Source organism: Stenotrophomonas sp. Steno-Z4, from assembly GCF_056393145.1.
This window is the reverse complement of sequence record NZ_JBWJPC010000001.1, coordinates 308,846-329,015: the sequence shown is the minus strand read 5'-3', so window position 1 is coordinate 329,015 and position 20,170 is coordinate 308,846. Positions and strand designations below refer to the sequence as shown.

Here is a 20,170-nt window from a genome sequence, read left to right as displayed (position 1 = left end):
TGACGACGCGCCGCGCCGCCGCCACCTATGTCCTCTGATTCGATGCGGAACATCCGCAACTTCTCCATCATCGCCCACGTCGACCACGGCAAGTCCACGCTGGCCGACCGCATCATCCAGCTTTGCGGCGGCCTCCAGGCCCGCGAGATGGAGGCGCAGGTGCTCGACTCCAATCCGATCGAGCGCGAGCGTGGCATCACCATCAAGGCCCAGTCGGTGTCGCTGCCGTACGTGGCCAAAGATGGGCAGACCTACCACCTGAATTTCATCGACACCCCCGGGCACGTCGACTTCTCCTATGAGGTCAGCCGCTCGCTGGCCGCCTGCGAAGGCGCGCTGCTGGTGGTGGATGCGGCCCAGGGCGTGGAAGCGCAGTCGGTCGCCAACTGCTATACCGCCGTTGAGCAGGGCCTGGAAGTGGTGCCGGTGATCAACAAGATCGACCTGCCCACCGCCGACATCGAGCGCGCCAAGGCCGAAATCGAAGCCGTGATCGGCATCGATGCCAGCGACGCGGTGCCGGTCAGTGCCAAGACCGGCCTGAACGTGGTGGACGTGCTGGAAGCCATCGTGCATCGCATCCCTGCCCCGCAGCCGCGCGATACCGACAAGCTGCAGGCGCTGATCATCGACTCCTGGTTCGACAACTACCTGGGCGTGGTCTCGCTGGTGCGCGTGATGCAGGGCCAGATCAAGGCCGGTGACAAGCTTCAGGTGATGTCCACCGGCCGCAACCACCAGGTCGACAACGTCGGCGTGTTCACCCCCAAGCGCAAGGTGCTGCCGGCCCTGCGCGCGGGCGAGGTGGGCTGGGTCACGGCCAGCATCAAGGACGTGCATGGTGCCCCGGTGGGCGACACCCTGACCCTGGCCGCCGACCCGGCGCCGTCGGCATTGCCCGGCTTCCAGGAAATGCAGCCGCGCGTGTTCGCCGGCCTGTTCCCGGTCGATGCCGAAGACTACCCGGACCTGCGCGAAGCGCTGGACAAACTGCGCCTGAACGATGCGGCGCTGCGCTTCGAGCCGGAAAGCTCCGAAGCGATGGGCTTCGGCTTCCGCTGCGGCTTCCTGGGCATGCTGCACATGGAAATCGTGCAGGAGCGGCTGGAGCGCGAGTACAACCTCGACCTGATCAGCACCGCGCCGACCGTCATCTATGAAGTCCTGAAGACCGACGGCACGATCATCAACATGGACAACCCGGCCAAGCTGCCGCCGGTGAACATGGTGAGCGAGATCCGCGAGCCGATCATCCGTGCCAACGTGCTTACCCCCGAGGAGTACATCGGCAACATCATCAAGCTGTGCGAGGAAAAGCGCGGCAGCCAGATCGGCATCAACTACCTGGGCAGCCAGGTGCAGATCAGCTACGAGCTGCCGATGGCCGAGGTGGTGCTGGACTTCTTCGACAAGCTCAAGTCGGTCAGCCGCGGCTACGCCTCGCTGGATTATCAGTTCGTGCGGTTCGACGCCGGTCCGTTCGTCCGCGTGGACGTGCTGATCAACGGCGACAAGGTCGATGCGCTGTCGCTGATCGTGCACCGCAGCCATGCCGACCGGCGCGGCCGCGAGCTGTGCGAAAAGATGAAGGAGCTGATCCCGCGGCAGATGTTCGACGTGGCGATCCAGGCCGCCGTCGGCTCGCAGATCATCTCCCGCACCACGGTCAAGGCCATGCGCAAGAACGTGCTGGCCAAGTGCTATGGTGGCGACGTTTCGCGCAAGAAGAAGCTGCTGGAGAAGCAGAAGGAAGGCAAGAAGCGCATGAAGCAGGTCGGCCGCGTGGAGATTCCGCAGGAAGCCTTCCTCGCCGTGCTGCAGATGGACAAGTAAGGCTCCCGTTCCCAAGGACACTGCATGAAACTGTTTGAAATCCTGCTGGTCGTACTGACGCTGGCCTCGGGCCTGATCCTGCTGGCCGACAAGCTGTACTTCGCCAAGCGCCGCGCTGCGCGGGCCGGCCTGCTGGACAGCGAGCCGGTACTGGTGGATTACTCCCGGGCGTTCTTCCCGGTGCTGGCCATCGTGCTGGTGGTGCGCAGCTTCATTGCAGAGCCTTACAAGATCCCGTCCAGTTCAATGATGCCGAACCTGCTGATCGGCGATTTCATCCTGGTCAACAAGTTCGCCTATGGCCTGCGCCTGCCGCTGAACAACGCCAAGGTCGTCCCGATCGGCGAGCCGGCGCGCGGTGACGTGGTGGTGTTCCACTTCCCGGGCCATTCGGACAATGACCCGAACAAGGGCGAGAACTTCATCAAGCGCGTGATCGGCGTCCCGGGCGACGAAATCGCCTTCCAGGGCGATGGGGTCATCCTCAACGGCACACCGCTCAAGTACGACAGCAAGGGGTTGTATGCTGGGCACCGTGGCCAGGGGGAGGGCGCCTCACTGCTGGTGGAGCACCTGCCGGGCCGCACCCATACCGTGCTGGAGACCGATTATCCGCGTGGCGAAGGCCAGTGGACCGTGCCGCCGGGCAAGTACCTGGTCATGGGCGACAACCGCGACAACAGCGATGACGGCCGTTTCTGGGGCCTGCTGCCGGAAGAGAACCTCCGCGGCAAGGCGTTCCTGATCTGGCTGAACTGCTCGGGCTGGTTCTGCAAGGATGGTTTTGAACCGTCCCGCATCGGCACCGGCATCAACTGATTCCAACCGCGTATCTGGGGAGAACGCAATGAAGACGATGAAGACGCAGCGTGGCATGACCCTGACCTCGTTCCTGGTCGTGCTGTGCATCGTGGGGTTCGGCCTGTACATCGGCATGAAGCTGTTCCCGATGTATTCCGAGTTCTACGCAGTGAAGACCGCGCTCAAGGGCGTGGCCAAGGAACCGGGCGTGGCCAACATGGAACCGGGCAAGGTGCAGGAAATGTTCTTCCGCCGGCTGGACATCAGCTATTCGGAGAGCGTCAAGCCGGCCAACGTCAAGTTCGAACGCGTCAGTGGCGGTTGGAACATGAAGGTCAACTACGAAGTGCGTCGCCCGCTGGTGGGCAACCTCGACGTGGTTGGAAAATTTGATGCACACCAGGAATTGACCCTCAGCGGTGCCGACTAAAACCTATCAACGTGGTGACCAGATCGGTCACGCCTTCCAGGATCCGGGCCTGCTCCAGCAGGCCCTGACGCATCGCAGTGCCGGCACGCCGAACAACGAGCGGCTGGAATTCCTCGGCGACAGCATCGTCAACATGATGGTGGCCCAGGCGCTCTACCAGCGCTGGCCGAAGGCCGACGAGGGCGCCTTGACCCGGGCGCGGGCCGAGCTGGTGCGCGAAGGCGCGCTGGCGGTCATTGCCCGCACCCTGCATCTGGGCGAGCGGCTCACGCTCGGGCCGGGCGAAATGAAATCCGGGGGCCACCGGCGGGACTCGATCCTGGCCGACGCGCTGGAGGCCGTGGTGGCCGCCATCTACCTGGACGCCGGCTTCGCCGCCTGCCAGGCCGTGGTGCTGCCCTGGTTTGGCCCCTCCATGGAGGCGCTGCCGGCTACCGGCAAGCCTGAAAAAGACCCCAAGACCCGGCTCCAGGAATGGCTGCAGGGCCGACAGAAGGCATTGCCGCTGTACGAATTGGTGTCAGAATCAGGCGACGATCACGCCAAGACCTTCCGGGTACGCTGCGGCGTAGCCGATCCTGCTGTCAGCACCGAAGGCGAAGGTGCCTCGCGACGGCTGGCCGAACAACAGGCGGCAGCTGCCGCCCTCGAGCAACTGGATTCCAAGTGAGCGAAGCAACTCCCCATCATTGCGGCAGCGTGGCCGTCATCGGCCGCCCCAACGTCGGCAAGTCGACCCTGACCAACGCCCTGGTGGGCGCCAAGGTCAGCATCGTCTCCAACCGGCCGCAGACCACCCGCCACCGGCTGCTGGGCATTGCCAGCTATCCGGAAGGCCAGCTGGTCCTGGTCGACACCCCCGGCCTGCACCGCGTGCAGAAGCGGGCCATGAACCGGGTGATGAACCGCGCCGCGCGCGGCTCGCTCGAGGGCGTGGATGCCGGCATGCTGGTGATCGAAGCCGGCCGCTGGGACGAAGAAGACACCCTGGCGTTCAACGTGCTCAGCGACGCCGGCATTCCGGTGGTGCTGGTGGTGAACAAGGTCGATCGACTGAAGGACAAGGCGGCCCTGCTGCCGTTCCTGCAGCAGGTCACCGAAGGCCGTACGTTCGCGTCCGTGCACCCCATCTCCGCGCAGAAGCGCAACGGCCTGGAAGCGCTGGTGCGCGACCTCCTGAAGCTGCTGCCCGAAGCCCCGCCGATGTTCGGCGAAGATGAAATCACCGACCGCAGCCAGCGCTTCCTGGCCGGCGAACTGGTTCGTGAGCAGCTGATGCGCCAGCTCGGTGAAGAGCTGCCGTACGCCACCACGGTGGAAATCGAGCGCTTCGTCGAAGACGGCAACCTGCTGCGCATCGGTGCGGTGATCTGGGTTGAACGCGAAGGCCAGAAGGCCATCGTGATCGGCAAGGGCGGCAGCCGCCTGAAGGACATCGGCGCGAAGTCGCGCATGCAGATGGAGCGCCTGTTCGACGCCAAGGTCTTCCTGGAAACCTGGGTGCGCGTGCGCGAAGGCTGGTCGGACGACGAAGCTGCGCTGAAGGCCTTCGGCTACGAGTAAACCCGGCAGGGTTGCCGCTCACCGCCCCCGGCCATGCGCATCGACGACGAACCGGCCTTCGTGCTGCATGCCCGCCCCTGGCGGGAGACCAGCCTGCTGGTCGAGGTCCTGACCGAGCAGCACGGCCGGATCGGGCTGCTGGCGCGCGGCGTGAGCAGCCCGCGCAGCCAGGCGCTGCGCGCCGCCCTCCAGCCCCTGCAATGGATCCGCCTGGCCGCCGTGCAGCGCGGCGAGCTGGCCCAGCTGCGTGGGGCCGAGGCCCTGGATGCCGCGCCGCGGCTGAGCGGCGATGCCATGCTGGCCGGCTTCTATGTCAATGAACTGGTGATGCGGCTGGCGCCCCGCCAGGACCCGCTGCCCGACCTCTACGACCACTACGGGCAGGTGCGCCAGCGGCTGGCAGCCGCCGAGCCGTTGGCCTGGACCCTGCGGCGGTTCGAGCGCGACCTGCTGGAGGCACTGGGGTTTGGCTTCGACCTGACCCATGGCAGCGATGGCGAGCCGGTCGACCCGGCCGCGCGTTATGAGCTGGACCCGCTGGAAGGGCCGCGACGGTTGCTCAGCGAGCGCGGGGTGGACCCGCGGCGGGGGACGGCGACTGGGAGTGCGCTGCTGGCCCTGGCCAACGATGCGCTGCCCGGGCTGGATGACCTGGCCAGCCTGCGGCGAGGGATGCGTGCGGTGCTGCTGCACCACCTGGGTGGGCGTGGTCTGAAATCGTGGGAGATGCTTGAGGATCTGGCGCGCAGGCGGTGATGTGCGTGCTCGGGGAGGCTTGGCTGGTGCGGAGGGCGGTGTACGTGCGCAGGGGCATGGCTTTGACACGCATGGCGGTTTACGTGCGCAGGGGCATGGCTTTGACACGCATGGCGGTTTACGTGCGCAGGGGCATGGCTTTGACACGCATGGCGGTTTACGTGCGCAGGGGCATGGCTTTGACACGCATGGCGTGTCACTACGACCCTTGGTCGCGTGGGTTTGGGGTCGAACGTTTCGGGCATTCGTAGGGACACGCCATGCGTGTCTGCGGGGTGCCTAATGCAACAGGGACTCTACGGCCGCCTTGAACTGGGTGTGGGCGCCGTTGGATTCCGGGGCCTGGTGCAGCTGGCGTACCGCGCGCGCGAGGCGCGCGGCGCCGACGAAGCCGCAGCTGGCCTGCAGCCGGTGCAGCTGACCCTTCAAGGTGCCTACATCGTGTTGCTGTACCGCCTGGGCCACCGCGTCGCGGACCCCGGGCAGCTCGGCCAGGAACAGTTCGCGCAGGGCGATCAGGTGATGGCGCTGCCCATTCAGGGCCGCCAGCGCGGTGATTTCGTCCCAGTCCTCGCGTTCGACCTCGCTGCCGCCAGCGGCGACGGCCCGGGCGGCGCTGCCGGGGCTGTTGACCAGCGCACGGCGCACGGCCTGCAGCAGCTGCTCACGGCTCAACGGTTTGACCAGGGTTTCGCTGAACCCGTCATCCCGCAGACGGGCATGGATGCTGGTGTCGCCATCGGCCGTGTGGGCCAGGGCGGGCGTGTCCGGACGCGTCAGCCGCAAGGCGCTCAGCAGCTGGCTGCCATTGCCGTCGGGCAGGTTCACATCGATCAGCCACAGATCGTGCTCGCCGTTGCGGCCCCGTTCCAGGGCAGTGACCAGCGAATCGGCGGTTTCCACCTGCGCGGGCAGGGTTTCCAGCGCGGCCCGGAAAAAGCCGCGACTGATGGTGTCGTCCTCGACGAGCAGGAGTCGGGGCACGGGAGCCCTCGGGGTCATCTGCATTGGGGCTGCCTCCATGTCAGCTATGCCCATATTAAACACGATATGGCGTCCTGCAAGCCTCCCGATGGGGTCACCCGGCAGCTCGCGGCGCGTATCTGCGACAATACGCACCCTTTTTGCCCGCAGCCTGTTGCCACGTGGCCCGATCCCGTTCCCGCCTCGACAAGACGCCGTTCCAGACCGACATCCTCGACCTCAGCCATGATGGCCGGGGCGTCGCCCGCCGTGACGGCGAGGGCGGCAAGGTCACCTTCATTTCCGGCGCCCTGCCGGGCGAAGTGGTGCGCGCCGAGCCCACTGCCCGCAACCGCCATTTCGACGAGGCGCGGACCGTGGAGGTCCTGCAGCCCTCGCCGCAGCGGGTCACCCCGCGCTGCCCGCACTTCGGCGTGTGTGCCGGTTGCGTGCTGCAGCACCTGGAAGAAGGTCAGCAGATCGTGGCCAAGCAGCGCGTGCTGCTCGACAACCTGACCCGGATCGGCCATGTCAGCCCCGGAACCGTGCTGCCGCCGCTGGTCGGCGAAAGCTGGGGCTACCGCCGCAAGGGGCGTTTCTCCGTGCGCCGGGTGGAAAAGAAGGACAAGACCCTGGTCGGCTTCCGTGAACAGGACCCGCGCTTCGTGGCGGACCTGAGCCAGTGCCTGACCGTGATCCCGGAAATCGGCCTGAAGGTGGCGGCACTGTCGGCGTTCATCGAATCCCTGGATGGCAAGCGCGACATCCCCCAGGTGGAGTTCATTGCCGGCGACGATGCGATCGTGCTGACCATCCGCCACATGCTGCCGCTCAGCGATGCGGACAAGGCGGCCTGGGCCGCGTTCGGGGCTGAGCACGGGTTTGCGATCTTCCTGCAGCCCGGCGGTGTTGAATCCGTGCACCCGCTGCTGCCTGGCGAGGTGCCGCTGTCGTTCCGGCTGGCGCCGTGGAACGTGGAGCTGGCGTTCCGCCCGCTGGATTTCATCCAGGTCAACGCCAAGCTCAATGAAAAGATGATCGCGCTGGCGCTCGAGCTGCTCGACGCCGGCCCGGACGAGCGCGTGCTCGATCTGTTCTGTGGCCTGGGCAACTTCACCCTGCCGCTGGCGCGCACCGTCCGCGAAGTGGTGGGCGTGGAAGGCGAAGCCGGGCTGGTGGCGCGGGCCAGGGAAAACGCCGCGCGCAACGGCCTGGACAACGCGCAGTTCTTCGCCGCCGACCTGACCCAGGACCAGCGCCAGACCCCGTGGATGCGCCAGGGCTTCGACAAGCTGCTGCTGGACCCGCCGCGCTCGGGCGCGATCGAAGTCCTCCAGCAGTTGCCGCTCAAGCAGTTCAAGCGCATCGTCTACGTCAGCTGCCACCCCGGCTCGCTGGCGCGCGACGCCGGCTATCTGGTCAACGAGCAGGGCTTCACCCTGGTGTCGGCCGGTGCGATGGACATGTTCCCGCACACCGCGCACGTGGAAAGCATCGCCGTCTTCGAGAAGCGTTGAGATGGGCATCGAGATCGAGCGCAAGTTCCTGGTCACCGGCGATGACTGGCGCGCCGCCGCGCACGCGGTCATTCCGATGGCACAGGGCTACCTCAACGACACCGCCTCGATCGACAGCGGCGCCCAGAAGGCCTCGGTGCGGGTGCGCATCCAGGGCGATGAGGCATTTCTCAACATGAAGTCGCGCGAGGTCGGGCACACCCGCCAGGAATTCGATTACCCGATCCCGGTGGAGGACGCCCGCGCGCTGCTGGCGCTGTGCGTGGGCGGCCTGATCGACAAGCGCCGGCACCTGGTCCACCACGGCGGGCTGCTGTGGGAAGTGGACGAGTTCCTGGGCGACAACGCCGGGCTGGTGGTGGCCGAGGTCGAACTGGAGCAGGCCGACCAGGCCATCGACCTGCCGTCCTGGGTCGGGGAGGAAGTGACCGACCAGGTCCGGTATTACAACCTCGCCCTGGCCGCGAACCCGTACAGCCGCTGGCCCTGAATACGCCCGCCGCGCCCGTGGCCTCGGGGACACGCCTTCTGCGACAATGCGGCAGTGCGCCATCACGGTGCCCCGCTATGGAGATCGACCCATGCTCGTGATCGGCGTTGCCGGGACCGAACTTACCGCCCAGGAACGCGATTGGCTGCAGCACGACGCCGTGTCCGGCGTCATCCTGTTCAAGCGCAATTTCGCCTCGCGCCAGCAGATCGCCGAGCTGTCGGCCGCGATCCGCGCCGCCGCGCCGCGCCCGCTGCTGATCTGCGTGGACCAGGAAGGCGGCCGCGTGCAGCGCTTCCGCGACGGGTTCAGCGCGCTGCCGCCGCTGCAGGGCTTCGACTCCCTGTACGCACAGGATCCCGAGGCAGCCCTGGCCCTTGCCGAACAGCACGCCTGGCTGATGGCCAGCGAAGTGCGCGCCAGCGGCGTGGACCTCAGTTTCGCCCCGGTGGTCGACCTGGGCCGCGGCAACCGCGCCATCGGCGACCGTGCCTTCAGTGCCGACCCGGAGGTCGTGGCCGCCTTCACCCGCGCCTACGTGCGCGGCATGCACAGCGTCGGCATGGCCGCGACCCTCAAGCATTTCCCCGGCCACGGCAGCGTGCTGGAAGACACCCACGTGGCGGCCGCCAGCGATCCGCGTGATCTCGACGCGCTGCGTGCGCTGGACCTGGTGCCGTTCGTCGCCGGCATCGATGCCGGTGCCGACGCGGTGATGATGGCCCACGTGGTCTACCCACAGGTCGCACCGGAACCGGCCGGTTACTCGTCGCGCTGGATCCAGCAGATCCTGCGCGGGGAAATGGGCTTCCGTGGCGTGGTGTTCTCCGACGACATCGGCATGGCCGCCTCGTTCTCCGCCGGGGGCGTGCAGGCGCGCGTGCATGCGCACCTGGATGCCGGCTGCGACGTGGTGCTGGTCTGCCACCCGGAACTGGTCGACGAGGCGCTGCGCGCGGTCGACGGCCGCCCCCTCAATACTGCTGCGCTGCTCGGCCTGATCGGCCGGGGCGCGCTTGGCTGGGACGGCCTGCTGGCCGATGCCCGCCATGGCACCTCCCAATCCCGTTTGCTCGACACCCTTGGAAGAAACGTCTGATGCCCAACCTCACCATTTCCCAGGCCCTGGCCCAGGCCGACCTGCTGGTCGACCGCCCCACCATCGATGCGGCCATCGCGGCCATCGCCGATGCCATCGCGGCGGATTACAAGGGCGAGGTCCCGCTGTTCCTGTCGATCATGCACGGCGCGCTGCCGTTCGCCGGCCAGCTGGCGCTGGAGCTGGGCGCGCGTGGCCAGGACCTGCAGTTCGATTACCTGCACGCCACCCGCTACCGCGGTGAAACCACCGGCGGCGAGCTGGTCTGGAAGCACAAGCCGGCCACCTCGCTGTTCGGCCGCCGCGTGCTGCTGGTCGACGATATCCTGGACGAAGGCTTCACCCTGCAGGGCGTGCGCACCTGGTGCCTGGAGCAGGGCGCCACCGATGTGCGCATCGCCGCGATGACGGTGAAGAAGCACGACCGCGCGCTGCCCGACGTCAAGGCGGACTACGCCGGTGTCGAACTGCCGGACCGTTACGTGTTCGGCTTCGGCATGGACGTCAACGAAGCGCTGCGCGGCGTGCCGGCCATCTACGCGATGAAGGAATAATCAGCGCCCATGGACCCTATTGCCCTGGCCGTCATCGGCGGCACCGGTGTGTACAAGCTGGCCCAGCTCGATGACGTGAACAGCCACGTGGTCGAAACCCGTTACGGCACGCCGTCCGGCCCGATCCGGGTCGGCACGCTGCTCGGCCAGCGCGTGGCGTTCCTGGCCCGGCATGGCGAAGGCCATTCACTGCCGCCCCACAAGATCAATTACCGCGCAAATCTTGCTGCATTGCAGCAGATCGGTGCCACCCGCGTGCTCGCGCTCAACACCGTCGGCGGCATCACCGAGCAGTTCGGTCCGCGCGTGCTGGCCTGTCCGGACCAGCTGATCGATTACACGTGGGGCCGCATCTCCACGCTCAGCGAGGAGCCGGGCACCGAGGTGCTGCATGTGGACTTCGGCCACCCGTACACGCCGATGCTGCGCAGCAAGGTGCTGGCGGCGGCCAAGGTCACCGGGGTGCGCCTGCAGGACGGCGGCTGCTACGGCGCCACGCAGGGGCCGCGGCTGGAGACCAATGCGGAAATCGCGCGCATGCGCCGTGATGGCTGCGACCTGGTCGGCATGACCGGCATGCCCGAAGCCGGCCTGGCCCGCGAGCTGGGCCTGGACTACGCCTGCCTGGCGATCGTGGCCAACTGGGCGGCCGGCTGTGGCGATGGCGACGAGATCACGATGGCCGAAGTACTGGCCAATGTTGACGCGGCTTCGGCCGGATTGCCGGAACTGATTGGCGAATTGGCACGCGGATGATTGTCATTGCATGACAAGCTTTGCATACTCCGCCAGTGCGCTGGTTGAGCGTACACCACCCATTCATTGAAGAAGGTCTCGCATTACCATGCCGAACGGTACCGTCAAGTGGTTCAACGACGCCAAGGGATTTGGCTTTATCTCGCCGGATGACGGCAGCGCTGATGTCTTCGCGCACTTCTCCGCGATCAACTCCAAGGGCTTCCGCAGCCTGCAGGAAGGCCAGAAGGTCACTTATGAAGTGAGCCAGGGTCCGAAGGGCGCCCAGGCTTCGAACATCGCGCCGGCGGAGTAACTCCACCGCAGCGCAAGGAAAACCCCGCTTCGGCGGGGTTTTTTTTGATGCCGGACAGGACGTCAGATGAAAAAACGTACGATTGCCATCGTTGGCTACGGAACGGCGGGCCAGGCGCTCTCGATTCTCCTTTCACGCGACCATCACGATGTGCACGTGTTCGAGCGCGCGCCCAAGCCGGGTCCGGTAGGCGCGGGGTTCCTGCTGCAGCCGAGCGGTCTGGACGTGCTGTGGCAGATGGACCTGCTGCCACGGGTGCTGCAGCACGGCGCGCCGGTGCGCCGGCTGTACGGTGAAACGCCGTGCGGGCGCGCGGTGATGGACATGCGCTATGCGGCGCTGCATGCGCACCTGCACGGCATCGGCATGCAGCGCGGCGCGCTGTTCTCGCTGCTGGCCCAGGCCTGGGAGCACCCGGGCAACCTGCAGGCCGACACCGCCATCGTCGATGTGGATACCGAGAATGGCCGCGTGCGCGACGCGCGCGGGCACTGGCACGGCCCGTATGACCTGGTGATCGCCGCCGATGGGTCGGCCTCGTCGCTGCGCACGCTGGTGCAGGGCACGCGGCTTGACCGCGAATACCCGTGGGGTGCGCTGTGGTGCCTGTTGCCGCGCGGCGACTGGCCGCACCATGACGAGCTGCGGCAGCGCTACGTGGCGGCGCGCAAGATGATCGGGCTGTTGCCGGTCGGCACCCGCCCCGATGATGCGCAGCCGCGCCTGAGCTTCTTCTGGAGCCTGCCGCGCGCGCAGTTCGAGCAGTGGGAACGGGATGGCATGCAGCGCTGGCTGGAGGAGATCGCCGCGCTGTGGCCGCAGGCGCACCTGCGCCTGCAGGATGTGCGCGATGGCGCGCAGCTGGCGAGTGCCGGTTACCGGGATGCCGTGATGAGCCGCTGGCACCGCGACCGGCTGGTGCTGGCCGGGGATTCGGCGCATGCCATGAGCCCGCAGCTGGGGCAGGGCGTGAACATGGCGCTGATGGACGCGCTGGCGCTGCGCGATGCGCTGCGCGCGCACGACGCTGCCGATGCCGCGCTCCAGGCCTACCAGGCGCAGCGCAGTGCACACGTGGGCATCTACCAGTTCTGGAGCCGGTGGCTGACCCCGGTGTTCCAGTCCGAGCGCGACCTGCTCGCGCACGCACGCGATGTGCTGTTCCAGCCGATGGGTCGGCTGCCGGGTGGTCGCGGCCACATGCTGCGCGTGCTCAGCGGCACCCAGCGCGGCTGGTGGGGCACGCTGGGATTGTCGCCGGGTTTCGTCGAGGCGATGAGCACATGAATGGCGGCCGTTGACGGCAGGGTCACTTGCCTTGTGGCACAAGAACAATGCTGTGTTGTTGCCCCCAAGGAGAAAGACATGCTGTTTCCGGCCGACGTTCTCGATTCTGAAATCCGCAAACTGCGCGGGTTGCTGCAGATGCTCCACGAGGATCAGCCGGATGTGATGGAAGATGTTTTCGACTTCCATGTCACCAGTCTGATCACCCATGCCGCCCCCGAACACCACGCCCGCATCCGCGCCGCAGCGCGTTCCATGCTGGCCGAGGTGCAGCGCTGTCCCGTGCGGCGCAATCCCGATGCCCCGCAGATCCTGTTGATGGAAGCGCTGCCTTCGGCAGCGTGAGCCGCTGTATCCGCGCGTGCCGGCGTCAACGTGCCGGCAGCGCGATCGCGTCGTCGTCGACGCACGCGACCAGCTGCTCGCCGGCGGCCACGACCGGTGCGATGCCGGCGGTGAAGCGCGAGTAAGCCGGCAGCACGGTCAAGCGTTCGCGCAGCCAGAAGGCCGGCCAGCGGCGTTGCATGCCCGGCAGCCGGGCCAGTGGATGCAGGTGGCCACACAGGACATGCCGGCTCGGATGCGGTTGTGGATCATGGCGCAGCAGGAACGGCCCCTCCTGGACGCGTTCGCCGAGCAGGGTGATGCCCAGGTCGGCCTTGGGCAGCACGCGGTCATGGTTGCCGGCCACTGCGCCGATCTCCAGTCGCGGATGCTGCTCCCGCCATGCCTGCCATTGCCGGTACCACGCGGCCCGATGCGCAGGGCCATGCAGCACGTCGCCCAGGATCCAAACCGTGCGGACGGGGTGGTCGACCACCAGTGCCGACAGCCGCGCCAGATCGTCACCGGTGCCGCCGCTGGGCAACCCGATGCCCGCGCGCCGGAACACATCGGCCTTGCCAAGGTGGAGGTCGGCAATCAGCAGCGCTTCGCGCGCCGGCCAGTACAGCGCGCGCGCGCCAAGCAGGCGGACCTGCTCGCCCGCGATCTCGGTCACGACGTCAGTCGGCATGGCGTTTCTCCAGTTGGCCCACGGCGCGCAGCACGCGCGTCTTCCAGTCTTCATTGCTGAGCTGCCCGCGCAGGCGCTCGGCCCACAGCGGGAAGGACAAGGGCCCCAGCGTTGCCGGGTGCTGCACGCACAACGTGCGGCCCTGGCAGCGGCGCAGCGTTTCGGCCAGGCAGGTCAGGTCGAGCTGCTCATGCAGTACCTCACGTTCGGCCAGGCCGAGCAGGATGTGCCCGGGATCATGCTGGCGCAGCACGTCATACAGCAGTCCGGCCGACGCCTGCAGCTGGCGCAGGCTGCGTGGCGTGCGGCCCGGCAATGCGGGAATCAACAGCCCGGACACGCGCGCGATATCGCGGAACTGGCGGCGTGCCAGCTCGCCCAGGTTGAGGCTGTCGCGCAGGTCCTCGAACAGACCGTCCGGCTGCAGCAATGCCGACACCTGCGCCGCATCCACCTCCACCGCGCGCGCCGGTGCCAGCACGAAGCCGTAATCGTTGGCGGCGTAGCCGAAGGTATTGGCCTGCAGGCGCGTCCAGCGCATCGCCATCAGCGCCGCCAGCCCCTCGTTGACCTGGCGCCCGGCGAACGGATACACGAACACGAACTGTCCTTCGCGGCGGCGCACGCTTTCCACCAGCAGCAGTGACGGGCCGGGCAGCGCGGATACGCGTGCCTGCAGGCGCAGCAGCGGTGCAAGCCAGTGCATTTCAGGGCTGTCCGGCGCGGACGCGAGCACGCTTTCCATTTCGTGGCCCAGCGCCTCGGACAGCGGCAGGCGGCCCCCCTGCCAGCGCGGCACCACGCCATCGCCGCCACGCGCCATCTTGACGTAAGCAGTGAGGTTCTCCAGCCGTACCAGCTCCAGCAGCCGGCCGGCGAACTGGAAGCGGTCGCCGGGGCGCAGGCGACCGACGAACTGTTCTTCCACGCTGCCGAGTCGGCCGCCGCGCAGGAACTGCACCATGACGCTGCCATCGCTGGTGATGGTGCCGATCGACAGCCGGTGGCGCAGCGCCACGCGGCGGTCGTTCACGCGGTAGATCCCGTCGTCGTCGCGCACCACCTTGTGGAAGTCCGGGTACTGCGCAAGCGCCTGGCCGCCCTGCACGATGAAGTCCAGGACGCCCTGCCACTGCGCCAGCTCCAGCGATGCGAACGCGTGCGTGCGCCGGACCTGGGCCAGCAGCTCGTCGGCGCGGAAGCCGCCGCCCAGCGCGCAGCTCACGCAGTGCTGGGCCAGCACATCCAGCGACAACCGCAGCGGGCGTCGCGCTTCGATCACGCCAGCGGCCAGTGCACGCCGCGCGGCGGCGTATTCCACCAGCTCCAGCGCGTGCGACGGCACGCAGACGATGTGGCCCGATTCCCCCGGGCGATGCCGCGCGCGCCCGGCGCGCTGCACCAGCCGCGCGATGCCTTTCGGGCTGCCGATCTGCAGGACCTGGTCGACGGCCGGGAAATCCACCCCCAGGTCGAGGCTGGAGGTGGCCACCACGCAGCGCAGTGCCCCGTCGCGCAGGCCCTGCTCGACGATGCGGCGCTGCACCTGGTCCAGCGAGCCGTGGTGCAGGCCCAGCGTGGCCGGGTCTTCGGGCCACACCGCCGACAGCGCCTGGTGCCACAGTTCGGCTTGCGCGCGGGTATTGGTGAACAGCAGGCTGGTGCCGACCGCGAACAGCTTCTGCTGCACCCGCTGCAGCTGCGACAGGCCGAGGTGGCCCGCCCATGGAAAGCGCTCGCCGTGCGCGGGCAACAGCGTTTCCACCTTCACCGGGCGTGGCCGCGCCCCCGACACCAGCGGCGCGTCGGGCACATCGGGCAGCAATACCTCGCGCGCTTCGTCCAGGTTGCCGAGCGTGGCCGACAGGCCCCACACCTGCAGCGCCGGCAGCGCATCGCGCAGGCGGCGCAGATTCAACTGCAGCAGCACGCCGCGCTTGTTGCCCAGCAGCTCATGCCACTCATCCACCACCACGCAGCGCAGCCGGCGCATGCGCTCCTGCGTATCGGGGTAGCTCAGCAGCAGCGCCAGCGATTCGGGCGTGGTCACCAGCACATCCACCCGGCCTTCGCGGGCCAGGCGTTTATCGCGCGCGCTGGCATCGCCGGTGCGCAGCCCCACCTGCCAGTCCAGTCCAAGCGCCGCCAGCGGTTCACGCAGTGCGCGTGCGGTATCGCTGGCCAGCGCGCGCAATGGGGTGATCCACAGCACCTGCAGCGCCGGCACGGTCTTGCCGGCGCGCGCACCCGGTGCGCGCGGCAGCGGATCGACCAGCGCCTGCAGCAGCGGCCCGCCGAACATCGCCAGCGTCTTGCCGCTGCCGGTAGGCGTGTGCAGCAGCCCGGATTCGCCGGCCAGGTAGTGCCGCCACATCGTCTTCTGGAACGCCAGCGGCGACCAGCCACGGCTGGCGAACCACGCGGTCAGCCGCGCCATCGCGTCGCGTCGGGTCACCGCGCCAGCGCCTGCAGCTGGGCCAGCGTGTCGGCTTCGCCGGCCGGCTTGTCATGGCGCCAGCGCAGGATGCGCGGGAAGCGCACTGCGATGCCCGACTTGTGCCGGCTGCTGCGGTTGACCGCTTCAAAGCCGAGTTCGAACACCTGCTCACCGCGTACGCTGCGCACCGGCCCGAAGCGTTCGATCGTGTTGGCCCGGATCCAGCGGTCCAGGGCCAGGATTTCCTTGTCGTCCAGCCCCGAATACGCCTTGGCCACCGGCACCAGCCGCTCGCCGTCCCACACCCCGAAGGTGTAGTCGGTGTACAGCGTGCTGCGCCGGCCATGCCCGGCCTGCGCGTAGATCATCACCGCATCGATGGTCAGCGGTTCTATCTTCCACTTCCACCAGTCGCCACGGCGGCGCCCGCCCTGGTAGACCGACGTGCTGCGCTTGAGCATCAGCCCTTCCACGCCGCGTTCGCGGGCCAATGCCCGCTGAGCGGCGGCGTCCTGCCAGTCCGTGGCATCGAGCGTGGGCGACAGCACCATGCGCGTATCGCCGAGGGTGGCAAGCAATCCGGCGAGCAGGGTGCGCCGTTCGGCCAGCGGCTGCTGGCGCAGATCGTTACCGTCCAGTTCGAGCAGGTCGTAGGCAAGCACGCGCACCGGCGTATCGCGCAATGTCTTCGGGCCGGGTCTGCGCCGTTGGATCCGGGTCTGCAGGGCGGTGAAAGGCAGCGGCTGTGCCTCGTCATCGCGCCAGGCGAGAAGCTCGCCATCGATCACGGTGCCATCCGGCAACGCCATCGCGGCTGCTTCGATTTCCGGAAAGCGCCCATCCAGCCGCTCTTCGCCGCGCGACCACAGGGCGACTTCGCCTTTGCGACGCAGCACCTGCAGGCGGATGCCATCCCACTTCCATTCCAGCGTCCACTCGTCGATCGGGCCCAGGCTGTCGGCCTCGGCTTCCAATGGCGAGGCCAGGAAGAACGGATACGGCTGCTGGCGGTCTTCAGGCCGTTCTTCGGCGCTGAGCAGGTTGGCGAGCAGCCCCGGCGAGGGCACCCACTCGCCCAGCATGCGCTGCGCGATGCGGGCGATGTCGATTCCCGACAGTTCCGCCAGCGCCTGCTGGACCAGCCGCTGGGAGACGCCTACGCGCAACGCCCCGGTCAGCAGCTTGTTGAATACCAGCCGTTCGGCGGCAGGCAGCTGCCTCCAGCCTGCCTCCACCGCAGCACGACGTACCGGTTCCGGCTGGTTCGCCACGGCCAGCAGGTGGCCTTCGATCCAGTCGGCAAGGGGGCGGTCCTGCGCGCCTTCCGCAGGATCATCCAACAGCAGGGTCAGGGTTTCGGCCAGGTCGCCGACCTGGTCGTAGCTGTCGGCCACCAGCCACGCGGGCAGGCCCGATGCGTCGGCGATCCACGCGCGCAGCTCGCCGCTGGCCGCGATCTTGCGGCGTGCGCCACCGACCTTGCCGCCGCTGAGCAGGTACAGCGCCCACGCTGCGTCATGCGGGCGCGCGTCGCGGAAGTACGCCACCAGCGCGGCGCGTTTGTCCAACGTGGCGGTGCTGCGGTCCAGGCGCTGGTACAGCGCGGCAAACGCCCTCATTCTTCGCTCCCGAAATCGGTGCGGAAGGCTTCGGCGGCAACACCACGTTCGCGCAGGAACGGAATCAGCGCATCGGTGTTGCCGTGGGTGGCGATCACCCGGCGCGCGCCGGTCTGTTCAATGGTCTGCAGCAACGCCGGCCAGTCGGCATGGTCGGAGACCACGAAGCCACGGTCGTAATTGCGTCGGCGCCGGTTGCCGCGCAGCCGCATCCAACCGGAGGCGAAGCCCAGTTGGTGCCTGCCGAAGCGGCGCAGCCAGGTGGTGCCCGCGGCAGAAGGCGGCGCCAGGATCAACTTGCCGGCCGCGTCGGGTTCGCGGCCCTGTTCGGCCACCGTGTGGGTTTCCAACATGGCGATGCCGGCCTCGCGATACACCGCCACCCCATTGGCGATGGCGCCGTGCAGCCAGGCCGGTTGATCATCCAGCGGCAGCAGTTCGGCCAGCACCCGCTGCGCCTTGCCCAGCGCGTAACACAGCAGGATCGCCGCTTCGCCGCGCTGTTCGCATTCGCGCCGCCACGCCACGATCTCGGCGGCGACCTCGCGCGTGTCCTGCCAGCGGTAGATCGGCAATGCGAACGTCGCCTCGGTGATGAACACATCGCAGGGCACCACCTCGAACGGTGCGCAGGTCGGGTCCGGTTGGCGCTTGTAGTCGCCCGACGCCACCCACACCTGCTGGCCGTCATCGATGCGCACCTGCGCCGACCCCAGCACATGCCCGGCCGAATGCAGCGACACCTGCACGCCGCCCAACGTGAAGCGTTCACCGTAGTCATGTGCTTCCAGGGCCACATCACCCAGCCGCCAGCGCAGGATCGGCACGCTGCCGGTACTGCAGTAGTAGCGGCCCATGCCGCTGCGCGCATGGTCGCCGTGGCCGTGGGTGATGACCGCGCGCGGCACCGGTCGCCACGGGTCGATATGGAAATCGCCTGCTGGGCAGTACAGGCCCTCGGGGCGCAGTACTACCAGGTCGCTGTTTGCCGCGTGCGTCGTCATGCCTGCACTGTGCCGACGGGTTCGTGCACGAGGTGAGAATCCGCCTGAACAGCAGCCCGCATGCGGATGCGGCAGAATCATCGGGTCCGCCAGGAGGCCCGCACGATGACGTCCGTATTGCCTGTATTCGAGACCCATGAAGTGGCCAACCAGCCGCCCCCGTTCGGCGGCCGCAACCTGTGGGCCGACGACGTGGCATTGAGCGAGGCAGTGCGTCGCGAGGGTGGTGCCGCGTTCATCGATACGCTGCAGGCCTACGGCGCCATTGCGGGCGACACCCTCTACCGGCTCGGTTTCGACGCCAACCGCGACCGCCCGCGGCTGCGAACGCACGACCCGCAGGGGCACCGCATCGACACCGTGGAGTTCCATCCGGCCTACCACCAGCTGATGGAGCTGGCCAAGCGCCACGGGGTGGCGGGACTGTCGTGGCACGAGGGCGGCCCCGGCGCGCACGTGGCCCGCGCCGCACTGAGTTTCCTGCACCACCAGGCCGATGCCGGTACCAGTTGCCCGCTGACCATGACCCACGCCGCGGTGGCGGTGCTGCGCCAGGACCCGTTGCTGGCCGAGTGGGCCGAAAAAGCCGCCGCACCGGTCTACGATCCGCGCGACGTGCCGATGGCCGACAAGGCCGGCATCACCCTGGGCATGGGCATGACCGAGAAGCAGGGCGGCTCTGACGTGCGCAGCAACACCACCCGCGCCGAACGTCGCGACGATGGCAGCTACGCGCTGGTGGGGCACAAGTGGTTCTTCTCCGCACCGATGTCCGATGCATTCCTGGTGCTGGCGCAGGCGGCGGGAGGACTGACCTGCTTCCTGATGCCACGCCGGCTGGCTGATGGCAACCGCAACGCGTTCCGCCTGATGCGGCTGAAGGAAAAGCTGGGCGACTGGTCCAATGCCTCCAGCGAGATCGAGCTGTGCGGCGCCTGGGCGCGCCGGGTCGGCGCCGAAGGGCGTGGCGTGGCAACCATCATCGGCATGGTGATGATGACCCGGCTGGACTGCATGCTGGGCGCGGCGGCGGAAATGCGCATGGCCCTGGCGCAGGCGCTGCACCACACCCGTCACCGCAGCAGCTTCGGACGCCGCCTGTGCGACCACCCGCTGATGGCCAACGTGCTGGCCGACCTCGCCATCGAATCCGAAGCGGCCACCACCTTCGCCATGCGCGTGGCACGCGCGGTGGACCAGGCGCCGCAGGATGCGCAGGAGGCCGCGTTCGCACGCATTGCAACGGCGGTGGGCAAGTACTGGGTGTGCAAGCGCGCGGCGGTGTTCGTCAACGAAGCGCAGGAATGCCTGGGCGGCGCGGGCTACGTGGAGGAGTCGATCCTGCCGCGGCTGTACCGGCAGGCACCGCTGAATTCCATCTGGGAAGGCAGCGGCAACATCCAGTGCCTGGATGTGCTGCGTGCGTTGGCGCGCGAGCCGCAGGTGCTGCCGGTGCTGGATGCGGAGCTGGACGCGGTGGCCGGGCGCGATGCGGACTATGACCACGCGTTGGCGTCGTTGCGGGAGCTGTTGGCCGCTACGCCATCGGAAGCGCAGGCACGGGTGGTGACCGAACGGCTGGCGCTGCTGCTGCAGGCCGCCGTACTGCTGCGTGCGGGCAGCCCGATGGCCCCTGCGTTCGTGCGCTCGCGGTTGGGCGGGGCGCATGGAGCGGCATTCGGGACGCTGCCTGATGAGGTGGACGTCGGCGCGGTGATGGCGCGGGCGTTGCCTTGATCGATTGCCAGGCC

General features: G+C 68.0%; 20 protein-coding genes. 15 read left to right on the top strand and 5 right to left on the bottom strand.

The features are described from left to right. The first annotated feature begins 42 nt into the window (after window positions 1-42). The 6 genes from lepA to recO are packed head-to-tail and all read left to right on the top strand — an operon-like array spanning window position 43 to window position 5,383. Complete coding sequence (gene lepA, locus AC06E7_RS01575) at window positions 43-1,833, top strand: translation elongation factor 4 (protein ID WP_068853627.1); 1,791 nt, start codon at window positions 43-45, stop codon at window positions 1,831-1,833. Between the two features lie 24 nt (window positions 1,834-1,857). Then, the gene (lepB, locus tag AC06E7_RS01570; protein WP_095363548.1) at window positions 1,858-2,652 is read left to right on the top strand and encodes a signal peptidase I; all 795 of its coding nucleotides are present in this window, start codon (window positions 1,858-1,860) and stop codon (window positions 2,650-2,652) included. Between the two features lie 28 nt (window positions 2,653-2,680). Continuing rightward, the gene (locus tag AC06E7_RS01565; RefSeq protein WP_068853625.1) at window positions 2,681-3,064 is read left to right on the top strand and encodes a DUF4845 domain-containing protein; all 384 of its coding nucleotides are present in this window, start codon (window positions 2,681-2,683) and stop codon (window positions 3,062-3,064) included. After that, on the top strand, window positions 3,054-3,734 hold the full coding sequence (gene rnc / locus AC06E7_RS01560; RefSeq protein ID WP_068853624.1) for a ribonuclease III: 681 nt from the start codon (window positions 3,054-3,056) through the stop codon (window positions 3,732-3,734). Before AC06E7_RS01565 ends, rnc begins: the two co-directional genes overlap by 11 nt. Further along, on the top strand, window positions 3,731-4,627 hold the full coding sequence (gene era / locus AC06E7_RS01555; RefSeq protein WP_068853623.1) for a GTPase Era: 897 nt from the start codon (window positions 3,731-3,733) through the stop codon (window positions 4,625-4,627). The genes rnc and era overlap by 4 nt, the downstream gene beginning before the upstream one ends. A 33-nt stretch (window positions 4,628-4,660) precedes the next feature. Continuing rightward, window positions 4,661-5,383 carry a DNA repair protein RecO gene (gene recO / locus AC06E7_RS01550; RefSeq protein WP_478062655.1) on the top strand — a complete coding sequence of 241 codons (723 nt, stop codon included), beginning with the start codon at window positions 4,661-4,663 and terminating at the stop codon, window positions 5,381-5,383. 279 nt (window positions 5,384-5,662) lie between these two features. Here the strand turns inward: recO and AC06E7_RS01545 are convergent, their stop codons facing one another. Then, entirely contained in the window at window positions 5,663-6,391 is a 729-nt protein-coding gene (locus AC06E7_RS01545) for an Hpt domain-containing response regulator (protein ID WP_478062653.1), read from the bottom strand. Window positions 6,392-6,528: 137 nt separating this feature from the next. Between AC06E7_RS01545 and rlmD the strand changes: the two genes are divergently transcribed. From rlmD to AC06E7_RS01505, 8 genes are all read left to right on the top strand, one after another. Next, complete coding sequence (gene rlmD, locus AC06E7_RS01540; protein ID WP_478062651.1) at window positions 6,529-7,863, top strand: 23S rRNA (uracil(1939)-C(5))-methyltransferase RlmD; 1,335 nt, start codon at window positions 6,529-6,531, stop codon at window positions 7,861-7,863. A gap of 1 nt (window position 7,864) precedes the next feature. Then, entirely contained in the window at window positions 7,865-8,353 is a 489-nt protein-coding gene (locus tag AC06E7_RS01535) for a CYTH domain-containing protein (protein ID WP_478062650.1), read from the top strand. 91 nt (window positions 8,354-8,444) lie between these two features. Beyond that, on the top strand, window positions 8,445-9,452 hold the full coding sequence (gene nagZ, locus AC06E7_RS01530; protein ID WP_095363543.1) for a beta-N-acetylhexosaminidase: 1,008 nt from the start codon (window positions 8,445-8,447) through the stop codon (window positions 9,450-9,452). Further along, entirely contained in the window at window positions 9,452-10,006 is a 555-nt protein-coding gene (locus AC06E7_RS01525; protein WP_068853617.1) for a hypoxanthine-guanine phosphoribosyltransferase, read from the top strand. Before nagZ ends, AC06E7_RS01525 begins: the two co-directional genes overlap by 1 nt. A 9-nt stretch (window positions 10,007-10,015) precedes the next feature. Further along, window positions 10,016-10,762 carry an S-methyl-5'-thioinosine phosphorylase gene (locus tag AC06E7_RS01520; protein ID WP_068853616.1) on the top strand — a complete coding sequence of 249 codons (747 nt, stop codon included), beginning with the start codon at window positions 10,016-10,018 and terminating at the stop codon, window positions 10,760-10,762. Window positions 10,763-10,850: 88 nt separating this feature from the next. After that, window positions 10,851-11,057: a cold-shock protein gene (locus AC06E7_RS01515; protein ID WP_068853615.1), complete on the top strand. Its 207-nt coding sequence runs from the start codon at window positions 10,851-10,853 to the stop codon at window positions 11,055-11,057. Between the two features lie 66 nt (window positions 11,058-11,123). Then, window positions 11,124-12,344: an FAD-dependent oxidoreductase gene (locus tag AC06E7_RS01510; protein WP_478062646.1), complete on the top strand. Its 1,221-nt coding sequence runs from the start codon at window positions 11,124-11,126 to the stop codon at window positions 12,342-12,344. A 78-nt stretch (window positions 12,345-12,422) separates the two neighbouring features. Then, entirely contained in the window at window positions 12,423-12,689 is a 267-nt protein-coding gene (locus tag AC06E7_RS01505) for a hypothetical protein (RefSeq protein ID WP_068853613.1), read from the top strand. A gap of 25 nt (window positions 12,690-12,714) precedes the next feature. Here the strand turns inward: AC06E7_RS01505 and pdeM are convergent, their stop codons facing one another. From pdeM to AC06E7_RS01485, 4 genes are read right to left on the bottom strand one after another with little or no spacing between them, the layout of a single operon-like run. After that, window positions 12,715-13,359: a ligase-associated DNA damage response endonuclease PdeM gene (pdeM, locus tag AC06E7_RS01500; RefSeq protein WP_478062645.1), complete on the bottom strand. Its 645-nt coding sequence runs from the start codon at window positions 13,357-13,359 to the stop codon at window positions 12,715-12,717. Continuing rightward, window positions 13,349-15,796 carry a ligase-associated DNA damage response DEXH box helicase gene (locus tag AC06E7_RS01495; protein WP_478063604.1) on the bottom strand — a complete coding sequence of 816 codons (2,448 nt, stop codon included), beginning with the start codon at window positions 15,794-15,796 and terminating at the stop codon, window positions 13,349-13,351. Before AC06E7_RS01495 ends, pdeM begins: the two co-directional genes overlap by 11 nt. 14 nt (window positions 15,797-15,810) lie before the next feature. After that, complete coding sequence (locus AC06E7_RS01490) at window positions 15,811-17,415, bottom strand: ATP-dependent DNA ligase (protein WP_478062644.1); 1,605 nt, start codon at window positions 17,413-17,415, stop codon at window positions 15,811-15,813. Further along, window positions 17,412-18,419: a ligase-associated DNA damage response exonuclease gene (locus tag AC06E7_RS01485; protein ID WP_478062643.1), complete on the bottom strand. Its 1,008-nt coding sequence runs from the start codon at window positions 18,417-18,419 to the stop codon at window positions 17,412-17,414. The genes AC06E7_RS01490 and AC06E7_RS01485 overlap by 4 nt, the downstream gene beginning before the upstream one ends. Before the next feature lie 105 nt (window positions 18,420-18,524). On the opposite strand from AC06E7_RS01485, the gene AC06E7_RS01480 reads away from it, so the two are divergent. Beyond that, entirely contained in the window at window positions 18,525-20,156 is a 1,632-nt protein-coding gene (locus tag AC06E7_RS01480) for an acyl-CoA dehydrogenase family protein (protein ID WP_478062641.1), read from the top strand. Window positions 20,157-20,170: the final 14 nt, after the last annotated feature.

Bases quoted from the DNA above. Each gene is read 5' to 3' on its own strand.
- AC06E7_RS01490 (WP_478062644.1), bottom strand. From the start codon at position 17,415: ATGAGGGCGTTTGCCGCGCTGTACCAGCGCCTGGACCGCAGCACCGCC.
- nagZ (WP_095363543.1), top strand. From the start codon at position 8,445: ATGCTCGTGATCGGCGTTGCCGGGACCGAACTTACCGCCCAGGAACGC.
- AC06E7_RS01545 (WP_478062653.1), bottom strand. From the start codon at position 6,391: ATGCAGATGACCCCGAGGGCTCCCGTGCCCCGACTCCTGCTCGTCGAG.
- pdeM (WP_478062645.1), bottom strand. From the start codon at position 13,359: ATGCCGACTGACGTCGTGACCGAGATCGCGGGCGAGCAGGTCCGCCTG.
- AC06E7_RS01495 (WP_478063604.1), bottom strand. From the start codon at position 15,796: ATGGCGCGGCTGACCGCGTGGTTCGCCAGCCGTGGCTGGTCGCCGCTG.
- AC06E7_RS01525 (WP_068853617.1), top strand. From the start codon at position 9,452: ATGCCCAACCTCACCATTTCCCAGGCCCTGGCCCAGGCCGACCTGCTG.
- AC06E7_RS01510 (WP_478062646.1), top strand. From the start codon at position 11,124: ATGAAAAAACGTACGATTGCCATCGTTGGCTACGGAACGGCGGGCCAG.
- lepA (WP_068853627.1), top strand. From the start codon at position 43: ATGCGGAACATCCGCAACTTCTCCATCATCGCCCACGTCGACCACGGC.
- AC06E7_RS01480 (WP_478062641.1), top strand. From the start codon at position 18,525: ATGACGTCCGTATTGCCTGTATTCGAGACCCATGAAGTGGCCAACCAG.
- AC06E7_RS01565 (WP_068853625.1), top strand. From the start codon at position 2,681: ATGAAGACGATGAAGACGCAGCGTGGCATGACCCTGACCTCGTTCCTG.
- AC06E7_RS01505 (WP_068853613.1), top strand. From the start codon at position 12,423: ATGCTGTTTCCGGCCGACGTTCTCGATTCTGAAATCCGCAAACTGCGC.
- AC06E7_RS01485 (WP_478062643.1), bottom strand. From the start codon at position 18,419: ATGACGACGCACGCGGCAAACAGCGACCTGGTAGTACTGCGCCCCGAG.
- AC06E7_RS01520 (WP_068853616.1), top strand. From the start codon at position 10,016: ATGGACCCTATTGCCCTGGCCGTCATCGGCGGCACCGGTGTGTACAAG.
- lepB (WP_095363548.1), top strand. From the start codon at position 1,858: ATGAAACTGTTTGAAATCCTGCTGGTCGTACTGACGCTGGCCTCGGGC.
- AC06E7_RS01515 (WP_068853615.1), top strand. From the start codon at position 10,851: ATGCCGAACGGTACCGTCAAGTGGTTCAACGACGCCAAGGGATTTGGC.
- recO (WP_478062655.1), top strand. From the start codon at position 4,661: ATGCGCATCGACGACGAACCGGCCTTCGTGCTGCATGCCCGCCCCTGG.
- AC06E7_RS01535 (WP_478062650.1), top strand. From the start codon at position 7,865: ATGGGCATCGAGATCGAGCGCAAGTTCCTGGTCACCGGCGATGACTGG.